Genomic DNA, 14195 nt, shown 5'->3' on the forward strand with positions numbered 1-14195 from the left:
CAAGTCACCCGATGGACGATCCGCTCTGACCCGGCCTGCCCTGCGGCTGCCCTGCGCGGCCGTGCAGACGTGCTTCGTTGACCGCCTGCGTCCCCTTGACCACGCCGGCGACCGCAACGCCGACCGCCGGAGCGGCGGCAGCCGCCTTGGGGCGCTGGCTCACCCGCTCCGCGGCGGCCGTGACCTGGTGGGCGATGTAGTACTCGGCCCGCCTCTGCAGCTCGCCCATGGATCGGTTCAGCCGGTCGTCGGACGCGACGATCTCGGCCCCCAGCTTGCGCGCCGGCGACCGGTCGGCGTCCGGTTGCGCCAGGTCGCGGTCCCGCTGCTCCCGGTAGGAGTTGTTCACGTAGTCGAAGAACCGGTCCGCCTCGGCTCCTCGACTGTCGCCGTACGCCAGCGCGATCACGTCACGGTGCGCCTGTTGGGCCGCCTGCACCACCTGCTCCCTGGCGAGCACCCGCTCCTCGGCACCGAGCCCCTTGGTGTCGTGGGTGACCTGGCCGGCCAGTTGGTCGAGCAGTTCGCTGCGGGACTGCGCCATTCGATACCTCCTGAGGTGTGGAGTTGCACGGTAACCAGGCAAGGGGCCGTACCGTCTCACGTCATGAGCAAAGTGTTTGGATGCGGCTGTCGGGCGGGCTTACGCTGAGCGTCGTGCCGGAACAGCGAAAAGGGTTCACCTACGGGTTCAGCGCCTACCTGATCTGGGGCCTGTTCCCGCTGTACTGGAAGCTTCTCGACTCCTCCGGCGCGATCGAACTGCTGGCCCACCGGGTGCTCTGGTCGCTGGTCACGATCGTGATCCTGGTCGCCGTACTGCGGAAGTTCGGCGCGGTGAAAGCACTCCTGGCGGAGCCCCGCCGGCGCTGGCCGTTGATCGCGGCGGCGTTCCTGATCTCGGCGAACTGGGGTACGTACATCTGGGGCGTCGGCAACGGCCACGTCGTCGAGACCTCGCTCGGGTACTTCATCACCCCGCTGTTCACCGTCCTGCTCGGCGTCTTCGTACTGAAGGAGAAACTCCGCCCGGTGCAGTGGACCGCGCTCGGGATCGCGTTCGTCGCGGTCGTCGGCCTGACCGTCGAGAACGGGCGGCCGCCGTGGGTCGCGATCATCCTGACGTTCTCGTTCGGGTGCTACGGGCTGGCGAAGAAGCAGGCCGGCGCCGGTGCTATCGAGGGCATGGCGGTCGAGTCGGGCACCGTCGTACCGCTGGCGGTCGCCGCGATCGTCGTCCTCGGGCTGCAGGGCCACAGCACGGTCACGCACCACGGCACGGCCTACCTGATCCTGGTGATGCTGACCGGCCCGATCACCGCCGTACCACTGTTGCTCTTCGGTGCCGCCGCGACCCGCGTCTCGATGACGACCCTCGGGCTGCTGAACTACATCGCCCCGATCATGCAGTTCATCTGCGGCCTGGTGATCTTCCACGAACGAATGACCCTCATGCGCTGGCTCGGGTTCAGCCTGGTCTGGGTAGCCCTGGCCCTGTTCACCTTCGACAGCATGCACTCCCGCCGCCGCGCGATGGCCCTCGAACGCGCCGCGCTCACAGCGACCGCTTGACCTTCGTTATCTTGGATATTTAGTATCCAGATTATGAAGATGAACGAGGGCGTCGAGTGGGCGATGCACAGCTGCGTGAACCTCAGCTGGATGCCCGGCGCGGCGGTTACCGCCAAGCGGCTCGCGGCCTTCTACGACCTGCCGACGGCGTACCTGAACAAGCAGCTCCAGGCGCTGGCGCGGGCCGGGATCCTCACGTCGGTCTCGGGACCCAAGGGCGGCTTCCAACTGGCCCGGGATCCGCGCAACATCTCACTGCTCGACATCGTGGTCGCGATCGACGGACCGGACGAGGCGTTCCGGTGTACCGAGATCCTTCGCGCCGGGCCGGGCGCGGACGCGAAGGTCGACTACACGAAGGCCTGCTTGATCTCACAGGCGATGCGGTCGGCGGAGCTGTCGTACCGGCGCGAGCTGGCCGGGCAGAGCATCGCGGACATCGCCGCGCAGGTGGTCGAGCAGGCGCCGGACGCGCCGGCGAACACCCGCAACCATTTCGCAAACCTGAAGGCCTGACGGCCGTTCTTTTTGGGGGTAATTCTGGATGTCGAATATCCTGAATAAGCCGATGATCCTCGCGCTGCTCGCGTTCGCGCAGCTGATCATCGCGATCGACTACACGATCGTGTTCGTCGCCGTACCGGACATCGGCCGCGAGCTCGGGTTCGCGGCGCACAACCTGCAGTGGGTGGTCAGCGGGTACGCCGTGATGTTCGGCGGATTCCTGCTGCTCGGCGGCCGGATGTCCGACCTGCTCGGGCGCCGCCGGATGTTCATCCTCGGCCTCTTCCTGTACGGCGCCTCGTCGCTGGCCGGCGGGTTGGCGACGAGCCCCGGGCTGCTCGCCGCTGCCCGCGCGGTACAGGGGTTCGGTGGCAGCGGGATGGCGCTCGGTTCGCTGCTCGGGGGCGTACTGACCCAGGCGTTCGGCTGGCCCGCGATCTTCTTCGTGAACGTACCGCTCGCGGCGGTCGGGGTGGTTGCCGCGTACGTGCTGCTGCCGGCAGACGGGTCGGCGCTCAGCGGCCGGCGGTTCGACGTACCAGGTGCGCTTGCCGTTGCCGCCGCCGGAGTCGCCTGGCTGGGCCTGACGATCTCGGCCGACGCGTCGTACGCCGCGATCGTCCCCGCACTGCTGATCCTCGGCCTCGGCCAGGGCAGCGCCTTCACCACGATGTACGCCACCGTCTCCACGGGCGTCGCTGCCGAACACCAAGGCGTCGGCTCCGGCACCGCGTCCACCGGCCAGCAGATCGGCAACGCCGTCGGACTGGCGGTCCTGGTAGCCGTGGCCGACAACACCGACCTCCGCCTGACCATCCTCGTCAGCGCGGCAGGCGTCCTCCTCACCGCCGCAGTGGCACTCACCGGCCGCCGCGCTCCAGCCCTTGCCCTCAGCAACTAAAAGGAGAAACTCATGACCATCTTGATCCGCGCCGACGAGGCCGAGACGCTGTCCGCGAGTGGGGTCACGCTGCTCGCAGACATGACCGATACCAACGGACACCTCACCAGCCACCGCTCGATCTTCCAGCCAGGCAAGGAAGGCGCACCACCACACCTGCACCGCGAAGCCGCCGAGCTGTTCTTCGTCCTCAAGGGTTCCCTGCGAGTACTGACCGGCGAAGACCTCGTCACCCTCGAGCAGGGCGACTTCCTGCACGTCCCACCGAACACGCCCCACGCCTTCGAGGCAGCGGGTGACGAGCCGGCCGAGGTGCTCTTCGTACTCACCCAAGCAAAGCCCCGCTTCGGCTACTACCGCCTACTGGAAGGCGCCTACCGAGGCGAAACGGACTGGGCAGAGGTCGCCGCCACCAGCGACCTCTATGACAACCACTACGTCGAGAGCCCTACTTGGCAGGACCGCTGACACAGAATCCCTTCAAATAAAGGGTTTCTGGCTTTGAAAACTGTCGGTGGCGGTCTGTAGTGTTGCAGGCATGGACGTTCTCAGCGGGCGGGCGGTGGTGGCGTTGGGCAACCACGAACTGCTGCCCGCCCTCGACGACGTCGACGCCGAGATCAACCGCCTGGAAGGGATCCGCCTCCAACTGGTCGCCCGCGTCGAGGAATCCGGCCACGCCGAGGAGGTCGGCGCCCGCGACGCCGTGGATCTGCTGTCCTTCCGCCACCGCCGGGACCGCGCCGAAGCCTGGCGAGACGTGCGCCTCGCCCGAGCCTTGCCGAAGTACGCCGCTGTCGGCAACGCCCTCACCAACGGCATCGAGCTCCCCGACCAGTCGGCGGACGGGGCGGTGCGGCCGATGCGTACCGCCCACGCAGCCGCGATCGTCTCCGAACTCGAACGCGTCCGCGCACGCGTCCCGGTGGAAGACCTGGACGTCGCCGAGGAACAACTGGTCAACCTGGCCGCCTACCTCGCACCGAAGGAACTCCGCGCAGCCGCCAAAGACATCTGCAACCTCCTCGACACCGACGGACTCGAACCCGCGGAGCAAAAGGCCTACGAGCGCGAAACTCTCACCCTCACCACCGCCGAGAACGGCGTGAAGTTCAAGGGCTTCCTCGCCAACGAGAACGCCGAACTCCTCCGCTCCGTCGTCCACGCCGGGGCCCGTCCACACAAAACCACCGACGGCGAACACGACCCCCGCCCCCGCGACAAACGCCAAGCCGATGCCCTCACCACCGCTCTCACCCTCGCCGCCAACACCTGGGACGGCAACACCCCGACCTCAGCTCGCGATTCAGCGCCGGATTCGACGGCGGAACCTGGCGACGGACCCGGCGCTGGACATGGCGACAGGTCAGGGACCGGATCTGGCGGTACGGCAGCCCGCGACTGTGGCCGCCGGGTGCCGGGGCACGGAGCGAAGGCGAACATCACGGTGACGATCGACTTCGAAGACCTCAAGGCCGCCACCGCCAAGGCGGTCGGCCAAACCGTCTACAGCGACAACCTCTCCGCCGCCACCATCCGCCGCCTGGCCTGCGACGCGACTGTGATCCCTCTCGTCCTCGGCTCCAACTCCGAACCCCTGGACGTCGGGCGCCGGGAACGCCTCGTCACCAAAGCCATGCGACAGGCCCTGAACGCCCGCGACCGCGGCTGCGTAGTCTGCGGAGCTCCGCCCGTAATGTGCGACGCACATCATGTAGTCAGCTGGATCGACGGCGGTGCGACCGCCATCAGCAACCTGGCCCTCGTCTGCCGTCGCGACCACGTAGACATCCACCACGAACGCTGGCACATCACCATCACCAACGGCAAAGTCCATGTAGCCCGCCCGTCATGGGCGGATCCACCACCGCTGCGACTCCACAGACCGTACGACGGCACACGCGTGTCACCCGTACCACCAGGTGAGGAACTGGCACGTCTGGCTCCAGCACCTGTCGACCCGTGGAGTGGGACAGGTCTGCCCGCCGCCGGCGCGACCAGGGCACGTTCTGGTCGCTGGAAGGCCGATGGCGCGAAGCTCGCGGACGCCGCACGGTTCGCAGTGTGGGGCGAGACCACGGAGCCGAGCACCGGCCCACCAACGTTCGCAACAGTCTGACCCCATCATTCCCGCAACGCTGCGCGGACCGGCGGCGGAGCCGTGGCCTGACCACCTCCGGCGACCGGCCAACCCGCTGGTGCGAGCGCCGGCGGTGGCGCCTTCAGGCTGGAGTCAGCGTGCGGGCTTTTGGCTTTCCAGTTCGCGTGCGAGGCCGGAGGCCAATGCCTGTACCGCGGATGCGCTCGGCGTGCCCTTGTCGTCGGCCTGTTCGAATTCGGTTTCGAGCACCACGTTGTCGATCCGGATCTCGGTGCCGACGCCGAGGGTGTCCTCGGAGCTGAGGTAGCTGTCGAAGGTGTGCAGGAACGCGTCGTCGCCGGCCTGGAACTCGGTGATCGTGTCGCCGTCGCTTTCCGCCGACTTCCGCTCCGAACGCATCCCGCGACCGGCGTTGCGGGAGTTGCTGTACTGGAAGGCGGTGATCTCGAGCCTGGCACGGTCGTCACCGGTCCGCTCCCAGGTACAACGCACATAGTCGCGATCCGAGAACGCGTCCACCTCCGGCGGATCCGGAATGAGCGCCGCGACGGCCTGCTGCGACAGCGCGGACGACGTACAGATGTCGGGGACGGACGTGAAGTCGTCCAGACCCTGCACGTAGTACACGGTCGAGCGGATGCCGGCGAGGAGCGGGATGATCAGGAGCACGACCACCGTGACGACCAGGCCGGCCCGCGGCGCCCGCGGCACGGGTGCTTTGCGGAGCGCGGGCAACGTGAGCAACACGGTGAGCGTCACGATGCCGCCGATGACGATGAGGACGAGGTTCAGAACGGCGGCCTGGAGCCCGGCCCCGTGGACGATCTCGACGAACGCGACCGCGAGCGGACACCCCACGACGGCCGCGATGACACCGTTGCGCCGATAGACCTTGGCCGCTCGGGCGTACTCGGGCTCGGGCACGATATGTCGCCGGAACGCCGAAGCCAGCCGGAGCCAGACGGTGAAGGACACCAACGCGATCGCACACAGAACGGCTGCCGGAACCGGGCTGCTCGTGTCCAGCACGAGGCCCCCGGCAAGCGACGATTCCCCAAGCAGCAAGGCACTTCCGGCCAATGCTGTTGGTAGCCCCAACAACCTTCCGAGAAGTCGCGCCAGGACGGCGCCGATCGCGAAGCCGCCCGCGATCGCGACCACCATCACGACAGCGATCCAGTACGGCATGCCGCCCACCAACGAGAAGGCCATCAGACCGAAGAACGCGGCGACCGCGCCGGTCATGACGACGAGCTGACTCGTCAGCGCCGCGATCACCCGTGCAGGTGCCTCGGGCTGGAGCACCTTCGTACCGCTGCCGATCTTCTCCGTACGACGATCCGGGTCGACGACCGGGTTCTCGAACGTGGGATAGCCGCCCGCGACGGCCATCAGCTGCTCGCGCGCCGCAGCCGCGTCGGGCCGGTGAGCCGGGTCGCGTTGCATCAGCGCGGTGATGACGGGCGCGAGTGGTCCGGCCAGGCGCATCGGCTCGGGTTCGCGGGTGAGGACGGCGGCGATCATCGCCGGGAGGTCGTCGTGGTCGTACGCGTTCCGTCCTTCGACAGCGAAGTACAGCGTCGCGCCGAGGGCCCACAGGTCGGCCGGCGCTCCGGGTTCGGCGCCCGCGAGCCGTTCCGGGGCGACGTACCCGAGGGTCCCGGTGACGATCCCGGTGCCCGTCAGCGTCCGCGTCGCACCCGCGACCGAGGCGATTCCGAAATCGGTGAGCATCCAGCGGTCGTCGCCGCCGAGCATGACGTTCTGCGGCTTCACGTCCCGGTGCAGTACGCCGTTCGCGTGCGCCGCGCTCAACGCATCGAGCAGCCGGACGCCGAGCTCGGCCGCCCGGCGTGGGCTGAGCGGACCGTTCGCACGCACCGCCTGGTCCAGCGAACGCCCGGGCAGCAACTGCATCACGATCCACGGCCGGCCGCCCTCGTCCACGACGTCGTGGATCGTCACGATCGCCGGATGATCCAGCCCCGCGGCCGCCCGCGCCTCACGCAGCGCCCGCAGCCGCAGCTTGTCCTGCTCCTGCGCATTCAACCCGTCAGGAATGCGGAGCTCCTTCACCGCGACCTCGCGATGAAGCACCGTGTCGAACGCCTTCCAAACGGTCCCCATACCACCCGCGCCGAGCGGCTGCTCGCCCAGGACGTACCGGCCACCGGCCAAGCTGCGTTCGTTCACCCGGAGACCTTAGCCGCCCTCGGTGCCACTCACCGTCGGCTTGCAGACACAGTCCGTCAGCCAACCGCAACCTGCCACACGTGAGCTGCGACACGGGACGTCACAATCGTGGGGGCCGTGGGGTCGTATGGGTATGAGGGGTCCCTGGGGCAATCTTCGTGGGCGGGTGTTTCCGGACGATTGGTCGTTGTTGTTCGGGCAGATCGCCTTCTACAGCTTCGTCATGCTCGTGGTGAGTGGCGTGGTCCTCACCGTGTACTACGAGCCTTCTGTTGGTCACGTCGTGTACGACGGGCCGTACGGGCCGCTCCGTGGGTTGCCGATGTCGCGGGCGTTGGACTCCACGTTGCGGATCACGTTCGAGGTACGGGGTGGGCTGCTGGTGCGGCAGATCCATCACTGGTCGACCTTGCTGATGGTGGCCGCGATCACCCTGCACCTGTTGCGGTTGTTCTTCACGGCCGGGTTCCGGCGGCCGCGGCGGTTGGCGTGGATCGTGGTGTTCGGGCTGCTGGTGGTCACGCTCGGAGCGGCCCTCACCGGTACGTCGCTGCCGGACGACATGGCGTCGGGCACGAGTCTCGCCGTACTCGACGGGGTTCTGCAGGCGACGCCGTTCGTCGGGTCCGCCTTGTCGTACGTGTTGTTCGGCGGGGAGTTCCCGGGGGATGTGATCTCGCGGTTCTACCCGTTGCACGTGATCGTGCTGCCCGTCGTACTGCTCGTACTCTTCGCCGCCTGGGCGGTGCTCGGGCTGAGGCAGAAGCCCGCCCGGTTCGCCAATGGGCGTACGAAGTCGGCGAAGGTCGCAGTCGCGAAAGGTGCCGGGCTGTTCGCCTTCGTGGCCGGGGTGTCGGTGGTGATGGGCGCGACGGCGACGATCAACCCGGTGTGGCTGTACGGGCCTGCCGATCCGGCGGACACCTCGGCAGGGGTCGGCCCGGCCTGGTACCTGGCGTTCCTGGACGGGTCGCTGCGGCTGGCGCCGGGGTGGGAGGTGGTCTGGTGGGGCAAGACGATCAGCTTCGCGGTCCTCGTACCGGTTGCGGCCTGCACGCTGTTCCTCGGGCTCGTCGCCGGCTACCCGTTCATCGAGGAGCGGCTGACCGGTGACCGGAAGGATCACGACCTCCTGGAGCGCCCGCGCGACAACCCGACCCGTACCGGCATCGGTGTGGCCGGGATGACCTTCTACGCCGTGTTGTGGGCCGCGGCCGGTGCCGACACGATGGCCGTCCAGTTCCACCTGTCGATGAACGCGCTCCTGCACGTCTTCCAGGTGCTGCTGATCCTCGGCCCGCCCGCCGCGCTGTTCGTCACGCGGCGTATCTGCCTGGGTCTGCAGCAGAGCGAGGCAGAGGTCGCGGAACACGGCATCGAGACCGGCCGGATCTTCCGGCGCCCGGACGGCGGGTACGTCGAGGTGCACCGGCCGAGTCGTGAGCTGGGGCGATCCGGGGCACAGGGGGTCGGTGACACACGACTGGTTCCTGACAGCGGCCGAGCGGGGTAACCCGGCGACCGGTATCGATTCCGGCGGTGCGTGGACCGAGGGCAACCTGGTCCGGCCGCTGGTGCACGGTGCGACGTACTTCCGGCGGTTGTACGACGAACTGCGCGTACTGCGACCTGGCGACCAGGTGTACTTCACCGACTGGCGCGGCGATCCGGACGAAATGCTCGACGACGAAGGCCCGTCGATCGGCGAGGCGCTCTGCGACCTGGCCCGATCCGGGGTGCAGGTCCGCGCCCTGCTCTGGCGCTCGCATTCCGACCACCTGACCTTCAGCTCGCAGGAGAACCAGCACTTCGGCACCGAGCTGAACGAGGCCGGCGGCGAGGTCCTGCTGGACCAGCGGGTCCGTCGGCTGGCCTCGCACCACCAGAAGCTGTTCGTCATCCGGCACCGGGACGCGGAAGCGCACGACGTCGCCTTCGTCGGCGGCATCGACCTGTGCCACGGGCGGCGCGACGACCTCCGGCACCAGGGCGATCCGCAGGCCGCGCCGATGGATCCGCGGTACGGACCACGGCCGCCGTGGCACGACGTGACGCTCGAGGTCCGCGGGCCGGCGGTCGGCGACCTGTTGCGCTGCTTCGCCGAACGGTGGGACGACGGCCATCCGCTGGACCGGCGGACGCCGTACCGGATGGTCGTTCAGCGGCTGGCCCGGATGCCACGCCACCCCGAGCAACTCCCGGAGGCCTTCCCGGATCCGCCGCCTGCCGGTCCGCACGCCGTGCAGGTGCTACGGACGTACGGGCACAGGCATCCAGGCTTCCCCTTCGCGCCGCACGGTGAGTACAGCATCGCCCGGGCGTACCTGAAGGCGTTCGCCCGGGCGGAGTCCCTGATCTACGTGGAGGACCAGTACCTCTGGTCGGACCCGGTCGCCGAAGCTCTCCGGGACGCGCTGGCCCGGTCGCCGGCGCTGCGGATCATCGCGGTGGTACCGCGGTTCCCGGACCACGACGGCCGGATCAGCGGACCGCCGACCCGACGGGCGCAGCTGGACGCGTTGCGGCACCTGGACTCCGACCGGGTCGCCGTCTACGACCTCGAGAACGTGGACGGCGTACCGATCTACGTCCACGCGAAGGTCTGCATCGTCGACGACCGCTGGACGACCTGCGGATCGGACAACTTCAACCTCAGGTCGTGGACCAGCGACAGCGAGCTCACCTGCGCGATCGACTCGCCCGAGTTCGCCCGGTCGCTCCGCTCGGAGCTGTGGTCCGAACACCTCGGCACGGCCGAGCCCGAGCTGGAGCCGGTCAGCGGCTTCGAACAGTGGCGGTCGACGGCCGGCGCCCTCGACCGGTGGTACGCCGATGGTTGCCGAGGGCCACGACCTCGCGGACTGATCCGGTCGCACCGCCCGCAGGCCGTCAGCCAGTTCCAGTCGGTCTGGGCCGGCTGGCTCGCCCACCACCTCTACGATCCGGACGGCCGCCCACACGCGGCCCGTCGCCACAACACCTTCTGACTAGGTCCTGTCTGGTCTAAACGAGCGCGCCATTCGTGTGGATACGGCCCGTGGTCGTGGAGAGCGGACGGGTACTGGCCGCCGTCCGGGTGGCGATGATCTCGGCCGCGATCGAGATCGCCGTCTCCTCGGGCGTCCGCGCGCCGAGGTCCAGGCCGGTCGGCGACGACATCCGGGCTAGCTCTGCCTCGGTGAGCCCCGCGGCGCGCAGGCGGATCAGCCGGTCCTCGTGGGTACGGCGTGATCCCATCGCGCCGATGTAGCCGGCATCGGTCCGCAACGCCAGCTGAAGCAGCGGTACGTCGAACTTCGGGTCATGGGTCAGCACACACAACGCCGTCCGGCTGTCGAAGGTGTCGAGTACGCCCGCGAGGAACCGGTGCGGCCAGTCGACCACCACCTCGTCCGCCTCGGGGAACCGCGCCCGGGTGGCGAAGACGGCACGCGCGTCGCACACCGTGACGTGGTACCCGAGGAACTTGCCGACCCGCGCCACGGCCGCCGCGAAGTCGATCGCCCCGAACACGAACATCCGCGGCGGCGGCGTCAACGCCTGCACGAACACGGCCACATCGGAGCGCTCACATTCCCCATGGACGCCGTACGAGCGGATCCCGGTCGAGCCGCCGGCGAGCATCCCCAGCGCGTCGTCGACCACCGCACTGTCCAGCCCGGCATCGCCCAGGCTGCCGCTGATTGATGGGCCGATGACGAGGCGCCGGCCGAGGCGCTCGCCCGCCGTGACCACGGTCGCCACCGCCATCGGCCGGCCTGATTCGATCGCGTCCGCGACCGCGCCGAACTCCACGTACGACGCCGGATCGACCGGCTCGACCAGTACGTCGAGCACGCCGCCGCAGGTCAGCCCGATCGCGATCACGTCGTCGTCGGAGATCCCGTACCGCCGTACCACCGGAACCCCGGTCCGGATGACCTCCTCGGCCACCGCGTACACGTCGGCCTCGACGCACCCGCCCGACACGCTCCCGACCACCACACCGGCGGACGACACCGCCATCGTCGCGCCCGGCTGCCGCGGCGCCGAACGGAACGTGTCGATCACGGTCGCAATCGCGAACCGCTCGCCGGCCTCGTACCAGTCCCGGACGTGCGCGAGTACCTCACGCACCCATGTTCTCCGCGCCGGCCTTGACCGCTTCGCGGATCCGCGAGTACGTCCCGCAGCGGCAGATGTTCCGCAGCTCGTCGAGGTCCGCGTCGGTGATCGTCCGGCCCTCCTCGTGCGCCTGCCGGACGAGCGCGGTGGCGGCCATGATCTGCCCGGGCTGGCAGTACCCGCACTGGGCGACGTCGTACTTCAGCCAGGCCTCCTGCATCGGGTGCAGGTCCTTGCCGACCGTCGCCGGCAACCCCTCGATCGTGGTCACCTCGTCGGTCGGCTCGATGTCCTTCACCTGCACCGAGCACGGGTTGAACGCCTTGCCGTTGATGTGCGAGGTGCACGACTTGCAGACGTTCAGCGCGCACCCGTACTTCGGGCCGGTGATGCCGAGCAGGTCGCGCAGCACCCACAGCAGCCGCACGTTGTCCTCGACGTCGACGCTGACCTGCTTGCCGTTGAGCTTGAAAGTGTGCGTAGGCATGATCCCTCAGAACGTGTGGTCGAGGCCGTCGGTCGGCGACTGCGGGGTGGACGGCTGCACCGGCAACGGCTCGAACCCGAGCGTGCCGTGGTTGATCGGGAAGTACTTCGGCAGCGTGCCGGTCGCACGTGCGTACGCACACGCGACCGCCGCGAAGGAAGGAGCCACCGCGAGCTCACCGGCACCGCCGGGGCTGTCGCTGGTGTTCGGCATGATCACCACCTGCACGTCCAGCGGCGTGTTCCACTCCCGGGTGTAGAAGTAGTTGTCCCAGCTGCCCTCGAGCGGGATGCCGTCCTTGATGTGCAGGCTGGACGTCAGCGCCAGCGCGATCGCGTCCTGCAGGCCGCCGAACATCTGCGCCTCCAGACCGCGTGGGTTGATGCAGAACCCCGGGTCGACGACGATCAACGCCTTGGTGACCCGCGGCCCCGTCACCCCCTCGACGGGCAACGGCCGGTCCACCGTCCCGGGGCGGCAGTCGATCTCGACCAGCGTCGCCACCGCGGCCCGGTACTCGGAGTGCACGCCGATGCCCTGCGCCGTACCCTTCGGCATCGCCTTACCCCAGTTGCCGACCTCGGCCGCCTTGTTCAGGACGGCGAGCAGCCGCTGGTCCTTGAGGAAGCTCCGGCGGAAGTGGACCGGGTCCTGGCCCAGCTTCGCGGCGAGCTGGTCGACCATCAGTTCCTCGGCGCAGACCACGTTCGGCGAGTAGATGTTGCGCATGCTGCCGGTGTTGAACTCGAGCGGGATCTCGTTCAGCAGCTGCGTCGTCACGCCGAAGTTGTACGGCGAGGACTGGGTGAGCTCGAAGATCGACTCGGCGAACGACAGGTTGCCCCCGATCGGCAGGTGGGCCGCGTACGAGGTGAGCATCTCGCCGAGACCGTGGCCGAAGTCCGTCTGGACGCTGGTATGCCGTTGCTCGTAGCTGAGCACGTTGCCGGCCGCGTAGTTCACCCGGACCCGCGACGTGCTCATCGGGTGCGTACGGCCCTGGCGGAAGTTGTCGGTCCGCGACCAGGACAGCTTGACCGCCTTGCCCATCTTCTGCGAGATCTCCGCCGCCTCGGCCGCGACGTCGTGGAACAGGTGCCGGCCGAACGAGCCGCCGCCCTGCACCACGTGTACCTTGACCGCGTCGATCGGCAGGCCGAGGTGCTTCGCGATGTCCTCCTGCGCCACGATCGGCACCTTGAGGCTGGCCCAGATCTCCGCGCTGTCCGGGCCGACGTCCGCGATCGCGCAGTCCGGCTCCAGCGGGCTGTTGCTGGCGAACGCGAACACGAACTCCGCGTCGAGCGTCTGGGTCAGCAGCGGCGGCACCGTCATCGGCAGCTGGGCCGCACGCAGTTTCGCCAGCACGGTCGCGTCGGACTCCTCGTCGACCGTGCCCGGACCCCAGGTCGCGTCGACCTTCTGGATCGCGTCGATGCACTGACCGAAGGTCTCCGCGCGGATCGCCACACCGTGGGCGATACCAACGACATCGGTGACGCCCGGCATCGCCCGGATCGCCGAGAGGTTGTTGATCCGGCGCAACGTCCCGTTGATCGTCGGCGGCCGGGCCACCATCGTCGGCTTCGCACCCGGTACGTGCATGTCCATCGCGAACTGCTTGCGGCCGGTGACGATGTCGTACGCGTCGACCCGGTTCTGCGGCTTGCCGAGAACCGTGAACTCCGACGAGGGCTTGAGCTGCGCCGTCACCTCCAGAGTCTTGGTGACAGCGGCCGCGGTCGCCAATGACCCGTACGTCGCCGTCAGACCGTTCGGTCCGCTCAGCACGCCGGCGGCCGCGGTGACCTTGTCGACCGCGACACCCCATTGCAGAGCAGCCACCTCGACCAGGCGCTGACGGGTGATCGCGGCGGCGGTACGGACCGGGGTGTACATGCTGCGCATCGAGTTCGATCCGCCGGTCAGCTGGTTCATCAGCAGCTCGGGACGGGCGTCCGCGAGGCCGATCTCGACCTTGTCGATCGGCAGGTCCAGCTCCTCGGCGACGATCATCGCGAACGCGGTCGTGATCCCCTGCCCGACCTCGGCCCGCGGTACGGCGAAGTACGCCATACCGTCGGTGCGCAGCTGGACCGTGATCAGGCCGGACGTCGGCGACGCGGCGAGGTTCTGCAGGTCGCCGAGGTCGAAGACGTCCACCGGCTGCGGCAGCGACGGGACCGCGGCGTCGGCCGGACGCGGGTCGGAATCGTTGACGAGCCAGCTCACCCCGACCGCCAGCGTCGGGGCGGCGATCAGGTAGCCGAGGACGCGCCGCCGGCCGAGCAAACCTGGCTTCTCGTCGCTTGGTGGCGCCAACGATCGACGGT

12 protein-coding genes are annotated in these 14195 nt (G+C 68.8%); 7 read left to right on the forward strand and 5 right to left on the reverse strand.

The window, feature by feature from the left end; translation table 11 throughout:
* Nucleotides 1–4 precede the first annotated feature (4 nt).
* Nucleotides 5–544, reverse strand: coding sequence for a hypothetical protein (locus ACZ5BU_RS06200; protein WP_465695945.1), 540 nt, complete (start codon nucleotides 542–544; stop codon nucleotides 5–7).
* 113 nt (nucleotides 545–657) lie between these two features.
* Here ACZ5BU_RS06200 and rarD point away from each other — a divergent pair, with 113 nt between their 5' ends.
* From rarD to ACZ5BU_RS06225, 5 genes are all read left to right on the forward strand, one after another.
* A complete protein-coding gene (gene rarD / locus ACZ5BU_RS06205; RefSeq protein WP_465695946.1) occupies nucleotides 658–1572 on the forward strand; it encodes an EamA family transporter RarD in 915 nt (304 codons plus the stop codon).
* Nucleotides 1573–1605: 33 nt separating this feature from the next.
* Complete coding sequence (locus ACZ5BU_RS06210; RefSeq protein WP_465695948.1) at nucleotides 1606–2088, forward strand: RrF2 family transcriptional regulator; 483 nt, start codon at nucleotides 1606–1608, stop codon at nucleotides 2086–2088.
* A gap of 52 nt (nucleotides 2089–2140) precedes the next feature.
* The gene (locus ACZ5BU_RS06215) at nucleotides 2141–2977 is read left to right on the forward strand and encodes an MFS transporter (protein ID WP_465695949.1); all 837 of its coding nucleotides are present in this window, start codon (nucleotides 2141–2143) and stop codon (nucleotides 2975–2977) included.
* 12 nt (nucleotides 2978–2989) lie between these two features.
* On the forward strand, nucleotides 2990–3445 hold the full coding sequence (locus ACZ5BU_RS06220) for a cupin domain-containing protein (protein ID WP_465695950.1): 456 nt from the start codon (nucleotides 2990–2992) through the stop codon (nucleotides 3443–3445).
* A gap of 70 nt (nucleotides 3446–3515) precedes the next feature.
* Complete coding sequence (locus tag ACZ5BU_RS06225; protein WP_465695952.1) at nucleotides 3516–5096, forward strand: HNH endonuclease signature motif containing protein; 1581 nt, start codon at nucleotides 3516–3518, stop codon at nucleotides 5094–5096.
* 114 nt (nucleotides 5097–5210) lie between these two features.
* Here the strand turns inward: ACZ5BU_RS06225 and ACZ5BU_RS06230 are convergent, their stop codons facing one another.
* Nucleotides 5211–7271, reverse strand: coding sequence for a serine/threonine-protein kinase (locus ACZ5BU_RS06230; RefSeq protein WP_465695953.1), 2061 nt, complete (start codon nucleotides 7269–7271; stop codon nucleotides 5211–5213).
* A 133-nt stretch (nucleotides 7272–7404) separates the two neighbouring features.
* Between ACZ5BU_RS06230 and qcrB the strand changes: the two genes are divergently transcribed.
* Nucleotides 7405–8784, forward strand: coding sequence for a cytochrome bc1 complex cytochrome b subunit (gene qcrB, locus ACZ5BU_RS06235; protein WP_465695954.1), 1380 nt, complete (start codon nucleotides 7405–7407; stop codon nucleotides 8782–8784).
* Nucleotides 8744–10258 (forward strand): phospholipase D-like domain-containing protein, encoded by a 1515-nt coding sequence (locus ACZ5BU_RS06240; protein WP_465695956.1) that lies wholly within the window; start codon nucleotides 8744–8746, stop codon nucleotides 10256–10258. Before qcrB ends, ACZ5BU_RS06240 begins: the two co-directional genes overlap by 41 nt.
* Before the next feature lie 16 nt (nucleotides 10259–10274).
* On the opposite strand, the gene ACZ5BU_RS06245 is transcribed toward ACZ5BU_RS06240, so the two are convergent.
* From ACZ5BU_RS06245 to ACZ5BU_RS06255, 3 genes are read right to left on the reverse strand one after another with little or no spacing between them, the layout of a single operon-like run.
* Nucleotides 10275–11387: an XdhC family protein gene (locus tag ACZ5BU_RS06245; RefSeq protein WP_465695957.1), complete on the reverse strand. Its 1113-nt coding sequence runs from the start codon at nucleotides 11385–11387 to the stop codon at nucleotides 10275–10277.
* Complete coding sequence (locus tag ACZ5BU_RS06250) at nucleotides 11380–11862, reverse strand: (2Fe-2S)-binding protein (protein ID WP_465695959.1); 483 nt, start codon at nucleotides 11860–11862, stop codon at nucleotides 11380–11382. The genes ACZ5BU_RS06245 and ACZ5BU_RS06250 overlap by 8 nt, the downstream gene beginning before the upstream one ends.
* A 6-nt stretch (nucleotides 11863–11868) precedes the next feature.
* Nucleotides 11869–14184: a molybdopterin cofactor-binding domain-containing protein gene (locus ACZ5BU_RS06255; protein WP_465695960.1), complete on the reverse strand. Its 2316-nt coding sequence runs from the start codon at nucleotides 14182–14184 to the stop codon at nucleotides 11869–11871.
* Nucleotides 14185–14195: the final 11 nt, after the last annotated feature.

The organism is Kribbella sp. NPDC031520 (genome assembly GCF_055580825.1).

What these genes read in the sequence shown, in the direction of transcription:
- ACZ5BU_RS06200 (WP_465695945.1), bottom strand. Translation starts at nt 544, where the DNA reads ATGGCGCAGTCCCGCAGCGAACTGCTCGACCAACTGGCCGGCCAGGTC.
- ACZ5BU_RS06210 (WP_465695948.1), top strand. Translation starts at nt 1,606, where the DNA reads ATGAAGATGAACGAGGGCGTCGAGTGGGCGATGCACAGCTGCGTGAAC.
- ACZ5BU_RS06215 (WP_465695949.1), top strand. Translation starts at nt 2,141, where the DNA reads ATGATCCTCGCGCTGCTCGCGTTCGCGCAGCTGATCATCGCGATCGAC.
- ACZ5BU_RS06220 (WP_465695950.1), top strand. Translation starts at nt 2,990, where the DNA reads ATGACCATCTTGATCCGCGCCGACGAGGCCGAGACGCTGTCCGCGAGT.
- ACZ5BU_RS06225 (WP_465695952.1), top strand. Translation starts at nt 3,516, where the DNA reads ATGGACGTTCTCAGCGGGCGGGCGGTGGTGGCGTTGGGCAACCACGAA.
- qcrB (WP_465695954.1), top strand. Translation starts at nt 7,405, where the DNA reads ATGAGGGGTCCCTGGGGCAATCTTCGTGGGCGGGTGTTTCCGGACGAT.
- ACZ5BU_RS06250 (WP_465695959.1), bottom strand. Translation starts at nt 11,862, where the DNA reads ATGCCTACGCACACTTTCAAGCTCAACGGCAAGCAGGTCAGCGTCGAC.